General features: G+C 54.7%; 16 protein-coding genes. 5 read left to right on the top strand and 11 right to left on the bottom strand.

The features are described 5' to 3' along the window. Positions 1 to 51 precede the first annotated feature (51 nt). The gene (locus tag IEY52_RS14090; protein WP_189003341.1) at positions 52 to 636 is read right to left on the bottom strand and encodes a DUF4240 domain-containing protein; all 585 of its coding nucleotides are present in this window, start codon (positions 634 to 636) and stop codon (positions 52 to 54) included. Positions 637 to 1,070: 434 nt separating this feature from the next. On the opposite strand from IEY52_RS14090, the gene IEY52_RS14085 reads away from it, so the two are divergent. The 3 genes from IEY52_RS14085 (at position 1,071) to prmC (ending at position 5,857) form a co-directional block, all read left to right on the top strand. Beyond that, positions 1,071 to 4,304, top strand: coding sequence for a glycoside hydrolase family 9 protein (locus IEY52_RS14085; protein ID WP_229684797.1), 3,234 nt, complete (start codon positions 1,071 to 1,073; stop codon positions 4,302 to 4,304). Positions 4,305 to 4,431: 127 nt separating this feature from the next. Continuing rightward, the gene (locus tag IEY52_RS14080; RefSeq protein WP_189003340.1) at positions 4,432 to 5,004 is read left to right on the top strand and encodes a Jag family protein; all 573 of its coding nucleotides are present in this window, start codon (positions 4,432 to 4,434) and stop codon (positions 5,002 to 5,004) included. A 16-nt stretch (positions 5,005 to 5,020) separates the two neighbouring features. Then, a complete protein-coding gene (prmC, locus tag IEY52_RS14075; protein ID WP_189003339.1) occupies positions 5,021 to 5,857 on the top strand; it encodes a peptide chain release factor N(5)-glutamine methyltransferase in 837 nt (278 codons plus the stop codon). On the opposite strand, the gene IEY52_RS14070 is transcribed toward prmC, so the two are convergent. From IEY52_RS14070 to IEY52_RS14045, 6 genes are all read right to left on the bottom strand, one after another. Continuing rightward, positions 5,854 to 6,159: an MGMT family protein gene (locus IEY52_RS14070; RefSeq protein WP_189003338.1), complete on the bottom strand. Its 306-nt coding sequence runs from the start codon at positions 6,157 to 6,159 to the stop codon at positions 5,854 to 5,856. The two genes, prmC and IEY52_RS14070, sit on opposite strands and share 4 nt — an antisense overlap. A gap of 19 nt (positions 6,160 to 6,178) precedes the next feature. Next, complete coding sequence (locus IEY52_RS14065) at positions 6,179 to 6,700, bottom strand: phosphotransferase-like protein (RefSeq protein ID WP_189003337.1); 522 nt, start codon at positions 6,698 to 6,700, stop codon at positions 6,179 to 6,181. 118 nt (positions 6,701 to 6,818) lie between these two features. After that, positions 6,819 to 7,325 (bottom strand): hypothetical protein, encoded by a 507-nt coding sequence (locus tag IEY52_RS14060; protein WP_189003336.1) that lies wholly within the window; start codon positions 7,323 to 7,325, stop codon positions 6,819 to 6,821. Positions 7,326 to 7,564: 239 nt separating this feature from the next. Beyond that, positions 7,565 to 8,398, bottom strand: a complete 834-nt coding sequence (locus IEY52_RS14055) for a menaquinone biosynthetic enzyme MqnA/MqnD family protein (protein ID WP_189003335.1) — start codon at positions 8,396 to 8,398, stop codon at positions 7,565 to 7,567. 77 nt (positions 8,399 to 8,475) lie between these two features. After that, the gene (mqnE, locus tag IEY52_RS14050) at positions 8,476 to 9,597 is read right to left on the bottom strand and encodes an aminofutalosine synthase MqnE (protein WP_189003334.1); all 1,122 of its coding nucleotides are present in this window, start codon (positions 9,595 to 9,597) and stop codon (positions 8,476 to 8,478) included. A gap of 194 nt (positions 9,598 to 9,791) precedes the next feature. After that, positions 9,792 to 10,394: a hypothetical protein gene (locus tag IEY52_RS14045; protein WP_189003333.1), complete on the bottom strand. Its 603-nt coding sequence runs from the start codon at positions 10,392 to 10,394 to the stop codon at positions 9,792 to 9,794. An 899-nt stretch (positions 10,395 to 11,293) separates the two neighbouring features. Between IEY52_RS14045 and IEY52_RS14040 the strand changes: the two genes are divergently transcribed. Next, positions 11,294 to 11,509 carry an AbrB/MazE/SpoVT family DNA-binding domain-containing protein gene (locus tag IEY52_RS14040; protein WP_189003332.1) on the top strand — a complete coding sequence of 72 codons (216 nt, stop codon included), beginning with the start codon at positions 11,294 to 11,296 and terminating at the stop codon, positions 11,507 to 11,509. Further along, complete coding sequence (locus tag IEY52_RS14035; protein WP_189003331.1) at positions 11,506 to 13,800, top strand: YhgE/Pip domain-containing protein; 2,295 nt, start codon at positions 11,506 to 11,508, stop codon at positions 13,798 to 13,800. The genes IEY52_RS14040 and IEY52_RS14035 overlap by 4 nt, the downstream gene beginning before the upstream one ends. A gap of 300 nt (positions 13,801 to 14,100) precedes the next feature. On the opposite strand, the gene IEY52_RS14030 is transcribed toward IEY52_RS14035, so the two are convergent. The 4 genes from IEY52_RS14030 to fni all read right to left on the bottom strand — a co-directional run bounded on the left by IEY52_RS14030 (position 14,101) and on the right by fni (position 17,183). Then, complete coding sequence (locus IEY52_RS14030; protein WP_189003330.1) at positions 14,101 to 14,535, bottom strand: hypothetical protein; 435 nt, start codon at positions 14,533 to 14,535, stop codon at positions 14,101 to 14,103. Positions 14,536 to 14,575: 40 nt separating this feature from the next. Then, on the bottom strand, positions 14,576 to 15,298 hold the full coding sequence (locus IEY52_RS14025) for a hypothetical protein (RefSeq protein ID WP_189003329.1): 723 nt from the start codon (positions 15,296 to 15,298) through the stop codon (positions 14,576 to 14,578). Between the two features lie 77 nt (positions 15,299 to 15,375). Then, positions 15,376 to 15,969: a MarR family winged helix-turn-helix transcriptional regulator gene (locus tag IEY52_RS14020; protein WP_189003328.1), complete on the bottom strand. Its 594-nt coding sequence runs from the start codon at positions 15,967 to 15,969 to the stop codon at positions 15,376 to 15,378. 173 nt (positions 15,970 to 16,142) lie between these two features. Then, a complete protein-coding gene (gene fni / locus IEY52_RS14015) occupies positions 16,143 to 17,183 on the bottom strand; it encodes a type 2 isopentenyl-diphosphate Delta-isomerase (RefSeq protein ID WP_189003327.1) in 1,041 nt (346 codons plus the stop codon). Positions 17,184 to 17,309 lie beyond the last annotated feature (126 nt).

Here is a 17,309-nt window from a genome sequence, read left to right as displayed (position 1 = left end):
GTTGCAGAACAGAAAGGTCCCCGATGTTCTCGGGGATTTTTTTGTTGACCTTCAGCTGTTGTTCTCTCTTCTCTCTGCAGCTTCTCGAAGCATGCTTTTGAAGTACAGCCTTGGAACCCGTTGCCTCTGGGATTCTTCGTCATCTGCACTCCAGTGAAAGGGGTCTTCTGTTGCTGGAAGGGGATCATGTGAAAAAGACTTTTCCACAGCGCGCCAATCTTCATGAGACAGACCTGTTTTCAACCGAAAAGCATGCTGTGCAATGGAGAGGGTTCCTTCCTCGCGCAGGTCCTGCACAGCCTCCCAGTGGTCTGCCAGAGCGTCAGGATGTTCCAGGGCCTGTTTGAAGATGCCTTCTCCCAGCAAGATCAGCGCTTCCCGAAAATAATCGAAGCTGTCATCTGAGCACCATCCCCTGATCACGTAAGCTGCACACCAGAGGTCTGTCAGGTGGGACTGGCAGAAATGTTTCCAGATCCAGAAGTCAAATCCCACAATTTCTTCCAGGGATTGTTTGCTCAGCAGGGCGATCAGGTTTTTGACATGCTGGTCGCTGGCATAAGGCGCTGGAGTGGTTTCTGCAATCCAGGTCCAGAATTGCTGTTCAGTGAGGTGTGCATTGCGCTGCTTTGACATGTATTCACTGTAGAAGGCAGATTCTGTTGCTGGACAAACACGTCTAAATTTATGTACATGGTTGAATTGGGTTAAAAAGTTTTCCATGAACATACTTTGGTGTGCAGCGATCTGTGCACGACCAGAAGTTTCCTGATGTTCTGGAGGGCGTTCTGGGAAAGATTCTGCCCGGTGGTTGCTTGCATGGATGCTTTGTATGTTTAGAACATAAATTTGTGGCTGGTTCCAGCAATTCACTCCACAACAACAGGTGAAAAAATTTTGCGGTCTGAGCAGCTTTTTCAGATCATTTCAGAACCGTTACATTAGGATGGACCTGTACCTCATCACCTTTGATTTCACCATGCACCCAGCAGAAGTGCTGCACCGGAACTTCAGACGGCGGCTGAAGCACACCCCATTCATGCAAGAATCACCCAACAAACGAGGAAAAGATGTCGAACATAAGAGTGATGTCTCTGGGACTGACCGCCCTGCTGAGCCTGGGCTTTGTGGCCTGCAACAGCACCACCCCTGCTGTGTCTGGCAAGAGTGCTGCTGTGCAAAAACAGGCCGATGCCTACACCGTGACGCTGGGCACCACCAACACCTGGCAGGGTGGGTACCAGGGTTATGTGCGTTTCAACAATGTCTCCGGGGCAGCTGCAAAATCCTTCAAACTGAAATTCAAACTGAACACCCCCATCACCCTGGCATCCAGCTGGAATGGCACTTTTACTGGCCCGGATGCCCAGGGGTATTACACCGTCACCTCTCCCGATTACCTGCAATACAGCCCTGTTGCTGCTGGTGCAAACTACGAGATGGGTTTTACGGCCAATGGCAGTTACACCGGAGGCAATGGCACTGTGCTGGAGGTCAACGGTCAGGTGGTGACCCCCATCGACACCACACCTCCCACCGTTCCCGGAACGCTGGCCCATTCCGGTCTGGCTTTCACCTCTGTGACGCTCACCTGGGGGGCATCCACAGACGCCAGTGGGGTTGCAAAATACGAAATTTATGATGGAACCGTCCTGCTGAGCACCGTCACGGCCCCTGCCACCACCACCAGACTGACCACCCTGAGGCCCGGAACGGCCTACAACCTGAAAATCCGCGCAGTGGACACAGCAGGCAATGCTTCTGCATTTGGCAACACGGTGACCTTCACCACACCTGCAGACACTGCTGCCCCCACAGTGCCTGGAACGCTGTCCTACTCTGGCCTGACATCCAACTCGGTGACGCTGGCTTATGCTGCATCCACCGACAACGTGGGTGTTGCAAAGTATGAAATCTACAACGGCAGCATCCTGCTCACCAGTGTGGCTGGCACCCTTACCAATCCCAAACTGACCCTGACCCCCAGCACGGCTTACACCCTGAAAGTGCGGGCGCTGGACGCAGCAGGGAATGCCTCTGCATTTGGCAACACGGTGACTTTCACCACACCTGCAGCTCCCGTGGATCAGCCTCCCACGGTGCCAGTTTCCCTGAGGTCCAATGCAGCCACCTCCAGCAGCATTTCTCTGGCCTGGAATGCCTCTACAGATGATGTGGCCGTCACCAAATATGAGGTGTATCGCAGCGGTACCCTGATTGGTACAGTTTCTGGAACCACCCTCAGCTACACGGATTCAGGGCTGACCAGAAACACCGCTTACCTGTACAAAGTGCGGGCCGGAGATGGTGCGGGCAACTGGTCGGCTTTCAGTGCAGACCTGACTGCCAAAACCACCGATGAAGTGACCCCTGTGGCCGGACAGAACCCCTGTGCCCGTTACCCCCTCAGCCATGTGTTTACAGAAGCTGCAGCAGGAACGGTTTCCAGCGGCAAATTCAATTATGGCGAAGCCCTGCAGAAAGCCATCTTGTTCTACGAAGCCCAGCAGGCAGGCCCGGTGGCAAGCTGGAACCGGGTGTCCTGGCGCAGCAACTCCAGCATGCTCGATGAAATCACCGGAGGCTGGTACGACGCCGGTGACCACGTGAAGTTCGGCTTCCCCATGGCCTCCACCGCCACCCTGCTGGCCTGGAGTGCCCTGGATTTCAAGCAGGGTTACGAGAAATCTGGGCAGCTGAAGCACATCCAGAACAACCTGCGCTTCGTGATGGATTACTTTGTGCGGGCACACGTGGCCCCCAACAAACTGGCTGGACAGGTCGGATCGGGCAGCACCGACCACGCTTACTGGGCCGCCCCCGAAACCCTGGACACCCGTCAGGCAGGAATGCGCCCCACCTATTACATTGACGAGGCCCACCCTGGCTCGGATCTGGCAGGGGAGACTGCAGCTGCGCTCGCAGCAGGCAGCCTGGTCTTCAAAGACACCGATCCCACCTACGCCCAGACCCTCCTGAACCACGCCAAACAGCTTTACGCCTTTGCAGACCAGTTCAGGGGCAAATACAGCAGCAGCATCACCGATGCATCCGGGTATTACAACTCCTGGAGCGGCTATCAGGATGAACTGGTGTGGGGTGCTGCATGGCTTTACCGGGCCACCGGAGACGCCGCATACCTGACCAAGGCCAAAACCGAATACAACAACCTGCCAAAAGAAGGCCAGACCGTGTACCACCCTTACAAGTGGACCCACGCCTGGGATGACAAATCTTACGGCACCTACGTGCTGATGTACCAGCTTACAAAAGACGCTGCCTACCAGATTGATGCAGACCGCTGGCTGGACTACTGGACGGTGGGCTTCAATGGAGAGCGCATCAAGTACACCGACAAACTGGCCTGGCTGGACACCTGGGGCTCCCTGCGTTACGCCGCCAACACCGCCATGCTGGCCCTGATCCACAGCGGAAACATCACGGACGCCACCCGAAAAACCCGCTACCAGACTTTCGCCACCGACCAGATCAATTACATGCTGGGAGATAACCCTGCAAGCCGCTCTTATGAGATCGGGTTTGGCAGCAACTCCCCCAAAAACCCCCACCACCGGGGCGCACACGGCACCTGGGCCGACAACCTGCAAGGTCCACCCGCCCAGAGCCGCCACACCCTGACGGGTGCACTGGTGGGAGGCCCGGACTCCACCGGAGCCTACACCGATGACCGGGGCAACTACATCACCAACGAGGTGGCCACCGATTACAACGCAGGATTCACCGGAGCACTGGCAGGAATGGTGCAGAACTACGGCGGCCAGAGCCTCGCCAACTTCCCGAAAGTGGAGCAACCTGACAGCCCTGAATTCTATGTGGGCACCAAACTGAATGCCTCTGGCAGCAAGTTCACCGAGATCGCTGGCTGGGCCACCAACAAATCTGCATGGCCTGCCTGTCCCACCACCGCTGTGTCCTTCCGGTACTTTGTGAACCTCTCAGAAGGCTTTGCCGCAGGCTTCAAGCTCAGCGATTATGTGGTGACGGTCAGGGGAGGCACCGCCAGTGCCCTGCAGCTCTGGAACAGCGCCCAGAACATGTATTACCTGGACATCACCGTTCCGGGCACCATCTATCCGGGAGGCCAGCAGTACTACCGCAAGGAAGTGCAGTTCCGCATTGGACTGGCAGACCAGATCAACGCACCTGCAGGAGCCTGGGACCCCAGCAACGATCCTTCTTATGCCGGGGTGACCGGGGCCACCGGATCGGAAGACACCGCCAATCCGAATGTGCCTTTCTTCGAAAAAGGGGTGCTGCTCTTCGGGAAGTCACCGGCGAAATAAACGCACCTGGAATTCTTCAACCCCCAGCAATGGGGGTTTTGGTTTGCCCTCTATGCTTCAGGGCCTGACTTTGAATAGGTCCTGTCACCCTGCACAACAGGCCAAACTGCAGTAAACTAAGGACCAGATGGAAAAGAAGACCAACCTTGACGACTACCTGGCCGGTCTCGGGATCAGCGACAGCGCCGATGAAAGCCCGATTGACCCGGAAACAGCCTACCAGAGCCCCAGCTCTCCGATTGAGTACAACATCAACCCTCAGGAAGTGGTTGAGCAGTTCCTGAAGGGCCTCTGTGAGCGTGTCGACTCCGGTCTCAGTGTGAAAGTTCGCATGCAGGAAAACGTGATTTACGCCGACATCTCCGGGGTGCATGCCGCCAAGATGATCGGCCGGGATGGGCGGGTGCTGGCTGCTTTAGAAGTGATGTGCTACACCCTTCTCGCCAAAGAAGCCGGACGCAACGACCTCAGGCTGCACCTGGACGCAGCGGGTTTCAGACGCCGCCACGAGGACAAACTGGTGCAACTGGCCGAGCGCATCGCCCAGCAGGTCATGAAAACCGGAGAGTCCTTCGAGATGGACCCCATTCCTGCCTCGGACCGCCGCATCATCCACATGACCCTCAAAGAGATGGGCGGGGTCACCACGGAATCGGTGGGAGAAGGCAAGGACCGCCACATCATCGTCAAACCTGCCTGAACAGTTGTCTCAAAAGATGACCTTCACTGTCGGGCAGGCCCTCAAACACATGGTCGAGGTGTTCACGGTGGCGGGGATCCCCTCCCCACACGTGGACGCCGAATTTTTGCTGGAGCACGTGACCGGACTGTCCCGGGTGCGCCAGCTCATGGACCGCCATGTGTTTCTGGAGCATGCAGAATGGGACCAGCTGCAGGACTTCATGCACCGCAGGGCCAGCCGTGAACCCTTGCAGCTCCTGCTGGGTTACACCTATTTTTATGGCCTGCGCCTGAAAGTCTGCGAGGGCGTGCTGATCCCCAGGCCCGAAACCGAAACCCTGGTCTCGCTGGTGATTGAGCGCAACATGAAAATGAAGCCCCGCATTCTGGACATCGGGACGGGCACAGGAGCCATTGCCCTGGCCTTGCTTCACGAGATTCCTTTTTCGGACGTGACCGCCACAGACATCAATCCGGTGTGTGTGCGCCTGGCCCAGCAGAATGCACACAAGCTGTCCCTCAGGCTCAAAGTGCAGCAGGGGGATCTTTTTGCAGGTCTGGATGGTTTCTTTGAAATCATCGTTTCCAACCCGCCTTACCTGCCCGATGCAGACCAGGCCAGCGAGATGCCTGAGCTCAAATACGAATCCAACATTGCACTTTACTCCGGGGGAGACGGCCTCAGTCTGGCCCGCCGGATTGTCACCGGAGCTGTGCGGCACCTCAAATCGGGTGGCATTCTGGCCCTGGAACTGGACCCCAGAAACGTGAAAGTGCTGCAAGAAGAACTGGACCGAAAGTTCTGGGCCGCCTCAGAAGTGTATCCAGATTTGACCGGACAGGACCGCTTTCTGCTGGCCATGAAGCGTTAACCCAGAAAGTGCTCTTTTGCAATTTTTTCCCCTTTGAAAGACACCCCTTCAGAGATCAGCAGTTTCCTTTGCAGGTCCCCAATGCCCCTGCGGTAGGTGCTGATGCCCCGTGAGGCATTGATCACCCGGTACCAGGGCACCTCTGGTGCATCTTCCTCGGAGAGCCCGGCCAGCAAGTTGCCCACATGGCGGGCGTAACCGGGGTAACCTGCTTCCAGGGCCACCCCGCCGTAACTCATGGTCTGGCCGTAAGGAATGCCCAGCACCACCTGCAACACCGATTTTCTGAATGCATCATCCATGAGGGCTTCAGTGTAACCCTCAGACGTGGGTGGCTGCACGGATGGCATTCACAGTTTCGTACACACTCAGGCCCGTGCTGTTGATGACGTGCCAGCCATGGTGCTGGTAAGCCTCCACATCCTGACTCTGGTGCAATTCCGTGATCACCTGATCCAGCATGCGGGTGTCAAAGTGCTTGTTGGTGCGGGTGTGGTTGCGCTCCAGCACCTCCTGCAAATCTGCCCTTAAAAGGATCTTGTAGGGCTGGACAGGCAAATCAAACATCGAGACTTCAGCAGGACCCAGCACATCATCGATCACCACGGCGAATCCCACCAGTTGATAAATGGTGGCCACCTTGCCCACAGCCTGCCTTGCCAGCATGAACTGCCGGGAGGTTTCCTGGGTCCACTGGGGCACGGGATGGGCCGCCCCCGAAACCACAAAATCCCGAAAATCATCCACGGGAAGGTGCAGACCATACGGGTAGTACTGCAGCAGGGCTTTTGCCACAGAGCTTTTTCCGGTGCCGGGTGTGCCAGAGATGATGAAAGCGGGCATGGGTCTCCAATCTGTTGCAGTGAACTGAAAACTGTGAACTGTCTTGCTCTGACCACCTGCTTGCGGGGCGGCCCACGTCGCACTGAGCGCTGAAAACTGTGAACTGAAAACTGTAAACTCAATCCACCAGGTAAAGCCCCTCTGCACTGGCAGGCTCAAAGTCCACCACCACTGTGGAGGCACTCATCTTGCCAATGCCCCGCAGTTCCATCTCAATGCGGGACTTCTCGCGGTTGAAGTGGGATTTGACCAGCAAAGAGAGGTCTCTGGCGGCCCTGGCAATCAAATCCGAATAGATCTCGGCTTCTTCCTGGTTGCGGGCGAAGTATTCGTAATGCCCCGATTCCAGCGCCCACCCCACAGCTTTTTTCCCGTGGGCATAGGTCCAGACCATCGGAGGGGTGGAAAGTGAACGGGAATCCTGATGCATCCCTTCGATGTGCTCTCTGAGTTGCTGCAAAGCCAGTTCGGGGGTGGACTGGGGCTGGGTGGGCACGTCGTTGTGAATCAAATCCGGGCGGTCTTCGCGTTTCTCCCTGAAATGCACGATGTAACCCTGGTTTTTTCCAGCGTCAATGATTTCAATGGTGTAATTGTGCTTTTTCAGGTATTCCTCAAGGGTCATGAAGGTATTATCTGGCATTTTGCTTCAGTTGTCCTGAAGGGATGCTATGCAGCCTGAAGGATTTCCTCTCAATGTTCTCATTTAAAGCTTTTGTTTAAAGCCTGAGTGGGAAAGTCAGGCTGAGAAGTTTACAGTCCACAGTTCACAGAGATAACCCTTTGCATGCCGCTCAAAGCCCAGGGTTCCAGACACAAAAGAAAAACCAGGGCAACAAACCCTGGCTTTTCTTCAAATTTACCTCACTCTGAAAAACGCAGGGTCTCCCCAGAAACCCCCACCAGCTCAGCAAATTTCAACAAGCCCAGACGGTCTGGCTTTTCCAGATGGTATCTGAAGTTCCACAGGTAATGCTGCACGATGAATTCGGGTAGGTCCAGTTTTCTGGCATTGCGCTCTGCCACCACAGCCAGTTCTCCCAGCCCGGTTCTGCGGGCCAGACGCAGGTTGTGTACCAGTTCAGGTGGGGGAGGGGTGCGGTAAGCCCAGACGGCAAAAGCAAAAGGCAAACCAAAATGGTCGTACCAGCGCATGCTCAGGTCCGTCACCTGCACCTCTCCCCGGCCATGCGGAATGTCCCACACCGAGGCGTGGGGCTCCAGCGGTCCGCACAACTGGTACCACTCTCTCAGGGCATTGTCCCCAATTTTCAGCACGCCAGCATAACCCGCATCCAGCAACGCCTGCACGCTGCCTTCATTGCGTTCCAGGGTGGCCTGAATGCCACTCAGAGACAGCAGCACCTCCAGCAGCTTCACACTGGTGGCACTCTGGGTGGTCAGGGCGATGCGTTTTCCTTGCAACGCCTCCCAGGGCAGGTTGTGAAAGAGGTTCACGCTGTACACCGGACCCAGCACACTCACACTGAAATCCGGCAACGCCTGCAGCAGGTGGGCGTTCTGCAGAAACTCAAAACTGCTGATGTTGGCAAGGTCAATTTCTCCCGCCAGCAACTGCCGGTTCATTTCGGTGGGCACGCCCCGGTGCACCTCGTAAGCGTCCGATTCGGGCAGGTACTCATTGATGGGGGCAACATTGGCGAAATCAATCAGCCCGATTCTGTAGGGTTTGGACATTTAAAAACTCCTGTTTCTGAAGAAAACCAGCCAAAGAAAGGGCGAGGCATGCCTCGCCCCTACACGTTGACTCAACATCAATCTGCTGCGGTTCCTGGAAAGATCTTCAGTTCGTTGTACAGGGCGTCCCGCAACACTGGGGTGCGTCCTGCCCTGAGGATCAGGTTTCTGAGGCTTTCCTCGGTGGTGCCGACTTCGGAGGTGGCCCCGGCAGCATGGGAGATTTTCTCCTCGATGATGGTTCCATCAATGTCCGTGACGCCCCAGTCCAGCGAGACCTGGGTCAGTTCAGGGGAAATCTGAATCCAGTAGCCCTTGATGTGGTCAAAGTTGTCCAGGTAAACGCGGGCCACAGCCAGATTTCTCAGGTCATCGAGACCAGTGGTGTAATCGGTCTTCCCGAGGTTCATCGCCAGACTGTTGTTCATGGGCTGGAAGGCCAGAGGAATGAAGCTGAAAAAGCCTCCGGTCTCGTCCTGCAAATCGCGCAGGCGGTGCATGTGGTCCAGGCGTTCTTCCAGGGTTTCGATGTGGCCGTAGAGCATGGTGGCGTTGGTGTGCAGGCCAATCTGGTGGGCGGTGCGGTGCACATCCAGCCAGTTGTCTGCGTTCACCTTGGCACGGGCAATCTGTTTGCGCACCCGTTCTGCGAAGATCTCTGCTCCGCCTCCGGGCATGGCGTCCAGTCCGGCTTCTTTGAGCTGGGTCAGCACCTCACGCACAGAGAGTTTGGCAATTTTGGTGAAGTGCCAGATTTCTGCTGCAGTCCAGGCTTTCACCTGCACGCCAGGGAAGTTTTCTTTGAGGGCACGCACCAGATCCAGGTAGTAACTCCAGGGTTTTTTGGGGTGATGGCCGCTGGAGATGTGAATTTCGGTGAGTCCGGGCTGGTAACGGTCCCGCACGAACTTCAGGACATCGTCGATCTCCCAGTCCCAGGCCCGCTCCTCGTTCATGTGGGCAGCAAACCCGCAAAAAGTGCAGCCAACATAGCAGATGTTGGTCTGGGAAAGGCGCAGCGAGTGCACGTAGTAGGTTTTGTCCCCGAATTTGCGTTCCCGCACCAGGTTGGCAAGGCGGGCAAGGGTGTTGATGTCGGGGGTGTGGTAGAGTTTCAGCCCCTCTTCAAAAGACAGCCTCTGTCCCGCTTCGACTTTTTCAGCGATGGGGATGAGTTCGGGGTCACGGATGTACTTCATGCTGACAGCTTAACATTTTTTAGATCCAAAATTTGTGCTTTGATTCACAAGCGGTGGGCCGAGGACAACGACTTCGCCTGCCGAGGGCCGAGAGCCGAGAGCCGAGGGCAAAAAGATTTTCAAGCAGAGGCAGAGGAGAGGGCAAGGCATGCCTCGCCCCTACAGGTTGCATTTCAGATTTTCTGCAGTGGGGGTTACCCCATGTTGCTGGGATAATACTGCAGACCTTCAGCATCGGGCCAGAGCAGTACCCAGTACCTTTGTTCTGGGATTCCGTCCCGAAGGATGTCTTCAGCATTCAACATCCCCATTTGATTCAAGCCCACGATGCCCAGATCATAAGGCTGGTGCCTGTAAAGCCTCATACCCAGTTCGGCCAGCCAGTCTTCCAGAGGACGCAACCAGGGATTGAGCTGATGATCCTCTCCATCAGCAGAGGAGACCACAGGATAAACCTGCTCCAGACTTCCTGTGGAGATGGAAAAAAACAACCAGTCTGAACCTGCCTCCTCTCTGAGGATGCTGGTGGAGCAGGCCACCTGATTCCCGTCTGGCAGGGTGACAGTGCCTCTTAAAAGCAAATGAAGGATGGATTCCTTCTCAAGCAACTGGTCCAGGGAAAAACGCTGTTGTTCAGCGGGCTCCCTGTCTTTTTCGAGGTAAATTCCTTGCAGTTCTGGAAAAGACCACAGGTGCAGCATCAGGGTTTCCAGCGCTTTTTCATTCTGGGTGCAGAATTCAATGCCCAACTCACAATGAAATCCGCTCCAGGCCGAGGGGTGGGTGAAGAATGACATGGTTTTTTTATTTTATTGCAGTGGAAGGGTCAGAGGAACAATCCTTGACAACCCTTCCTGCCACGGGGCGCAGCACACTGCGCTCCTACATTACAATGATGAATAGGAAACATTATATCTGGTGCTGATGGTGTTTTATAAAAGAAACAACATTACAAATCAACATATATTTACCGACGTAGATTTGTAAAAATAATTTATATCTAAATTGCACTCTGAAGTTTTTTCCAAGTATAATTTTAAAAATTCATTGTTTATTTGTTCAAATTCATATTCATCGAAAAGATAATAGCCTTGATCTAAAATTTCACGCTTTCCTCCTTTATAATGATACAGCTTATAGTAGCCGGAAAATATTGGAAAGTCTCGAGAATAAAGAAGAAATACATGATTAATCCCATCTGGTGAATGCTGTTCCCTGATAAATGTCTTAATATTTGAATAAAATACAACACCACTCAAAAACATTATAATGAGTTAAATCACACAATATATTAAGATAATCCTTACAAATTTAAATAATTTTAAAATTATTAACATGACTGTATCTCAAATAAATTATACATGTTTGCGCTAATTGGATATTGATTTAAATATGATTTTTGTATCATTTTTAATTTCTGGATTGAATGAATCGTTATGTTGAAAATTAAATCTCCAGTTTTATTTAGAATAGGATTTGTTGTTGATTCCTTCAGGACACTTGCAATTTTGGAAGCCTGGATCTGATTGGGACGGTAAAAATACAGCTCAATGAAAGGTGCATCAGGAAGAATGCTCATGCTTTCCATGGTAACGCGTCCCTTAAAGATCTGACTCCTGAGGTGTTACCCATCCCCATACATACCAGTATGATTTACATGATTGACATGCTTGAACAAAAATTTTAGACTGAGTCCATGAGCGACCTGGAAGTGCAATTTTTTGGAACCGTCACCGTGGGCGAAAGAGGGCAAATCGCCATCCCACAAGAAGCCAGAGAAAAACTGGGCATCCAGCCCGGAGACAAGATGCTGGTGGTGTCCAGCATTTTCGGGGGCATTGCGGTGGTCCCGGAGAAGGTCCTGACCGACATCCTCAAGCAAAAGTTCCGTGAAGTGCTGGAAGGCGAATGATGTTTAAAAAGTTTGGGTCAGATTACAGGCAGGTTTTAAAAGAAGAACTGAAGCTGTTTGGCAAAGAGAAAAAGCTCTATGCTGCAATGGTTCTGATCACCATCATTCCCACCATTTACAGCGCAACTTATCTTTCAAGCGTGTGGGACCCCTACAGCCAGACCAAAAACCTGCCTGCAGGCATCGTGAACCTGGACCAGGGCACCGTCTTTGAGGGGGAAAAATACAACCTCGGAGAGGACACCCTGGCAGAAATCCGCAAGGACCCCCCTTTCAAATTCACAGAGTTCAGGACCACCGAAGAGGCCCAGGCTGCAGTCAAGAAAGGCGACATCTACTTCATGGTGGAATTGCCCAAAAACCTCAGCGAGAAAGCCATTGCAGGGAAAGCCCAGGCAGACCTGAATGTCACGGTGTCTGAGGGGTCCAGCTATCTGGCCGCCACCCTGGGAAAAAGGTTCACCAGCGAACTGGCCCGTGAACTGAACGGCAAACTCAGTGAGAAACGCTGGGAAGCCACCCTGAAAAAGCTGGGCACCAGTGCAGATGACATCAAGAAACTCAAAGATGCTGCCAGCAAACTGGCGGATGGGGCAGAGCAACTGGAAGACGGCACCCGCAAACTGCTGAATGGCACAGACAAACTGGATTCCGGTCTGGCCAAAGCCAGCAGTGGCGGAAAAGCCCTGACCAGTGGGGCCACCACCCTCACCAGCGGAGTCACCAAACTCACCTCTGGTGTGGGGCAACTGAGCAGCGGCATTCACACCCTGGCTGGCAAAACCCCTGCCCAGAGCAAACTGAAAGCCTTGCAGGACGGTGCTGTGAAGGTCAAAGAGGGCAACAGCAAACTGGCCTCTGGCCTCAAGCAGATGTCTGACTCGGTGACTGCGGATTATGCGCTGTATGCGCCCATGCAGCAATCTGCAAAAGGGGCTGCGCAACTGGCTGCTGCCCTGAAACAAATGTCCGATCAGGTGACCCCTGAAAATCCCCTTTATGATCCCATCCAGCAGTCTGCCAAAGGTGCAGATCAGCTGTCCAAAGGACTGAAACAGATTTCCGGTCAGGCTGCAGGAAGTGCCCTGAGCGCTTCCCTCACCCAGAGCAGCACCAGTGCCCAGCAACTCTCTGAAGGTCTGGCCCAGATTGCTGCAAAAACCCCTGCCCAGAACCCTCTGGATGCCCCTCTGGGCCAGAGCAGCGGCAGTGCCCAGCAGCTTTCCGAGGGCCTTGCCAGAATGGCTGCCCAGGTGCCTGAAAAAAATCCTCTGGATGCTCCTCTGGAACAGCTCTCCAAAGGTTCCAGTGACCTCAGCAGCGGATCGGGCAGCCTCAGCAGTGGTGTGACCACCCTGACCACAGGCATGCAGCAGATCAGCGACGCATTAAAGCTGATGGACAGCAAAACCCCCAGCAAAGGCGACCTGGGCAAACTGGACACGGGCATCAAAACCCTGCGGGACAGAACTGCTGAGCTTTCCAGTGGTCTGGCCCAGCTCAAAGACGGTGCAGATCAGGTCAAGGCTGGCAACACCGATCTGCTGACCGGAGCCAGGAAACTGGCAAAAGGTGCCCGTGAACTTGCCAGCAAGATCCCAGATGTGCAAAAACCCGATGCAAAAGCAGAATTCCTGGCCGTGTCCTTCGAGGTGAAGGAAAACACCATCAACAAAGTTGCCAACAACGGCAGTGCGTTTGCCCCCTACTTCATGTCGCTGTCTTTGTGGATGGGTGCCCTGCTGACCAGTTTCATCTTCAGGTTACGGGTGCTGCCTGAAAACGTGAAAGGTGCAGGCCGTTTCTCAAAAGTGCTGGCCAAAAGCACCCTGCCTTTTGTGGCAGTGTTGATCCAGGGCTTGCTCCTGGCCCTCACCATGCGTCTGGGACTCAGGCTCTCGGTGCCCAATCCTGCCCTGTTTTACGGCATTTTGCTGCTGGGAAGCATCAGCATGTTTGGGGTCATCATCCTGCTGATCATGGTCCTGGGCGATGCTGGACGGATGTTCGCCATGATCCTGCTGGTGCTGCAACTGGCCTCTGCAGGTGGAGCTTACCCTGTGGAGCTTTCCCCCGGACTGTTCCAGAGCCTGCACCAGTACCTCCCCATCACCGATCTGGTGAAAGCCCTCAGGGCCTTCCTGTTTGGGGCCTACGACAGCAACTGGGGGCTTTATGTGGGCCGCATGCTGCTGCTGGGAGGAGGAGCTTTCCTGATTGCTGTGCTGCTGGCTGGAAGAATGTACAAATACGTTCCAGAGAAAGAGTACACCCCGCCCATCGAGGCCTGATCTCTTACAGAAGAATGACAAAACTAAAGGTTCTTTGAAGTAAGGAATCCTTAACCGAAGTTCAGGAAACTGTCAGAGAGAGTCTTTAGACTGAAGGACATAGGAGGTGAGCATCCGTGATCGAAGCTGTAATCCTGATTCTCGTGCTGGGTGTGGTGGTGGTCGCTTCGAAAGGCTCACCCGCAGAACCTGAAAAAGTGTACGTTCCCGTGCACAGCAAGCGCCGATAACCTCAAAATTATCCACTGTCTAGAACCCCACCGTAAGGTGGGGAAGTTTTTTTGGATGGGTTTTGGGAGGTCAGGCCAGTTTCAAGTACAGCTCAAGTTCTGCTCTGACTGCATGCATGCGGTTGATGAGTTCCATCACCAGGGCCACAGCGGTTTTGTCCTGTCCCAGAACGTGATGAAGTTCGCGGGTCTTCATGTCGATTTCGGGAAGTTTCAGAAAAGCTGCTCTGAAGGCCAGCATTCCGACCTGCAGGAAATCTCCCAGGGCAGCAGGGGTGTGCACAAGGGAATCTCCTGCAGCGGCTTTGAGGACCTCCTCGTCTGACGCGCCATTCAGAATCAGGGCGTAGGTTTCGGGAAGGGCGCAGATCTTTCGGGCCAGGGTCAGCAGGGAATCTGCGCCATGATAGGGGGTATAATCGGGGTGGTTTTTCCAGTGCTGCAGGTCATTCAGCACCTGTGCTTCCAGTTCTCCCAGTTCATTCAGCCAGAAATTGTGGTTCATGGGAGCATCTTACCCTGATGCTTTCAGAGGTGCATGACGTTCAGGGAAGGGTCACCGTTCCGGGCAGGCTGAGGTTTCCACTGGCCACATCAAAAACATCGGTGACACAGAGCAGAGGGCTGTGCACGCTGGCATTGACCTGCAAACCTGCTGTCACCCCGTCAAACTGAAAGCTGGTGTTGAAGCCCAGTTCTTTGAGGGGCACCTGCACCTCCACCACGGTGTTTTTCAGCAGGGGAGGGTAACCAGGGCTGTCAATCAGGATGGGCAATCCGGGCCAGGTGGCGGGCAGTCTGGGGGTGGTGCCTGCAGGAATGTCTTTGACTTTCAGGTGTCCAGGGCCGCAGGCATCGTCCGGGGTCAGGACCACCCAGTGGGTATGCCAGAGGGTGCCATCGTTTTTGACATCCCCATCGTCGTTTTCATCGTAAAGGGGGGTGTCATCGAAATCCGGGTGGGAGGTGGCTGCCAGGGCCAGCACGCCCTGTCCTGACTCAAACCCTACCACAGAGGAATCCAGCGTGGTGGGCCACACATAGCTGTAGACCTGGCTTCCTCCCAGCTGGCCCGTGGCGGCTGGAAGTTCTGTGCCGGCTTTGTCAGACAGTTTCATCTGAAAGACCAGAAAGGTGCCTTTTTTGAAGACCTGGGTTTTCACCACATCAAAATGAGGGCTTTTTGCATTGCCAGAGGGCGAAGAAACAGGGTGGGCCATGGAGAGGGAAGACAGACACAGCAGGGAAATCAGGGTCATTTTGCGCATGAGGGCTCCTGGAACAGCACCCTGAACCTTTTGAAAGGCCAGTGCTGCTCTGAAATTTGAATTCTGGGTGTGTGGGCTTAGAGGATGTCCTGGTGGTCAGGACAATCCAGTTTCAGGTCCATGGGTTTTAAGGGTGTCTGGGTGAACTGGCAGAAGTGAGGAGAGCTGGGACCCTCTCCAGGCTGAAAGAACTGGCAGGTCAGGCACATCTGCGCTGCAGGCACATGGTCCCGGGTTTGCAGGCCCCGGATCAATTTCAGCAGCATGTGCAGCATCAATCCCTGTTCTTCAGGGCTGAGGTCCTGCACGGCTTCCAGCAGGAAGTCTGTCCAGCCTGCACTTTTCTGGGCTTCTGCTTGCCCTTCTGCGGTGAGGGTGATGCGCAGCTGTCTGGCATCTTCTGGACTGCGCACTTTGCTGACCAGCCCTTTTTTGACCAGCATGCTGACGGCGTCGCTGGTGGTGGCCAGGGTGATGCCCAGGTGGCTGGCCAGCTGTGAAAGGGTTTGCCCATTCACCTCCTGACGCAACTGCACGAGAATTTCTCCCTGGGTGGGGGTGAGTTTCTGGGGTGCTGCACCTTTCCAGGCCTGGCTTTTCAGGACCAGACTGATTTTGTGCAGTCCGGTGATCAGGTTCTGTTCGGTGCTGGAGGCAGGGTGGTCTGGCATGTCTCTGTATTGTTCCAGTTTCAGGACGGGATGTTTGTGGGGTCTGTCCAACCTCCTTAATTAGGACTCCTAAGTATTATGGGCTTTTCAAAAGGGCCTGTCAACCCAGAACAGCAGGCCAAAAAAAGAAGGTGCACATACACCTCCTCTGTAAAGTTCAACTTTGCTGTGGTTCAGTCATCCACCAGATAACTGGGTGGAGGCGGCGGAGCAGCAGGCTCCAATTGGGTCAGGTGACTCACACTGGAAATGCCCGCCACAAAAAGCGCTGTCCTGAGCTGCTGGATGATCTTCAGCAGGTACATCAACACCGCATCCGGTCCCAGAAGTGCAGGCTGAATGAGCGGCCTTGCGATGGCGCACACCTGCGCTCCCAGCATCAGGCATTTGGCGATGTCCAGCCCGGAGCGGATCCCTCCAGAAGCCACCAGAGGCATCTGGGGCAGCACATGGCGGGTTTCCTGCAAAGCCTGTGCAGTGGGAATGCCAATTTCTCCCAGATCAGGCTGGGTGATGCTGCCATTTGCCACCAGATCTTCCACTTTGGCCCAGCTGGTGCCTCCTGCTCCTGCCACATCAATGGCAGCAAAAGGAATGTGTTTGATGCGCTCTGCAGTGGCCTGCCCGATCCCGTGCCCCACTTCCTTGAGCATGATCGGGAACCAGCTTTTCTTCACCAGACCAGCAAGCACCTCGGTGATGCCCTGAAAGTTGGTGTCTCCTCCCACCTGCACGGCTTCCTGCAAGGGGTTGGTGTGCAGGGCCAGACCATCTGCCTTGATGGCCCCAATTGCCTTGATGATGTGCGAAGCCGTGTAGCCCTTGAGAAACTGCGCCACCCCCAGGTTTCCGATGAGGAGGATGTCCGGGGCATGTTCCCGCACATGAAAGCTGTAACTGGCTTCGGGGTGTTCCAGCATGACGCGCTGGGAACCCAGCATCATCCCAATGCCCAGTTCCTGCGCAGCAAGGGCCAGATTGCGGTTGATGCGGGCTGCATGCTCAGTTCCGCCTGTCATGGCCCCAATCAAAAGGGGCGCAGAGAGGGGCTTCCCGAGAAAGGTGCAGCGCAAATCAATGTCGTTCAAGTTCACTTCGGGAAGGGCCTGATACGGCCACGACACCCGTTCCAGCCCGGTGCTGATGGTCTGGTACTGGGAATCCTCCCGCAGGCAGGCTTCCAGGTGTTTGAGTTTGCGCTCCTGCATGGTCATGGTTTCAGTCTCCCATGGATTGTACGACAGAAGTCTTATTCCTCCCCCTGAGGTTTTGCCCCCACCGCTGTCTGCGACAGGTCCTCCCTCTGAGGGAGAGGATAGCGAAGAAGCAGCGAAGCTTGC

Source organism: Deinococcus roseus, from assembly GCF_014646895.1.
Classification (GTDB): Bacteria; Deinococcota; Deinococci; order Deinococcales; family Deinococcaceae; genus Deinococcus_C; species Deinococcus_C roseus.
The sequence above is the reverse complement of the archived record's forward strand: the minus strand, read 5'-3'. Positions and strand labels throughout refer to the sequence as shown.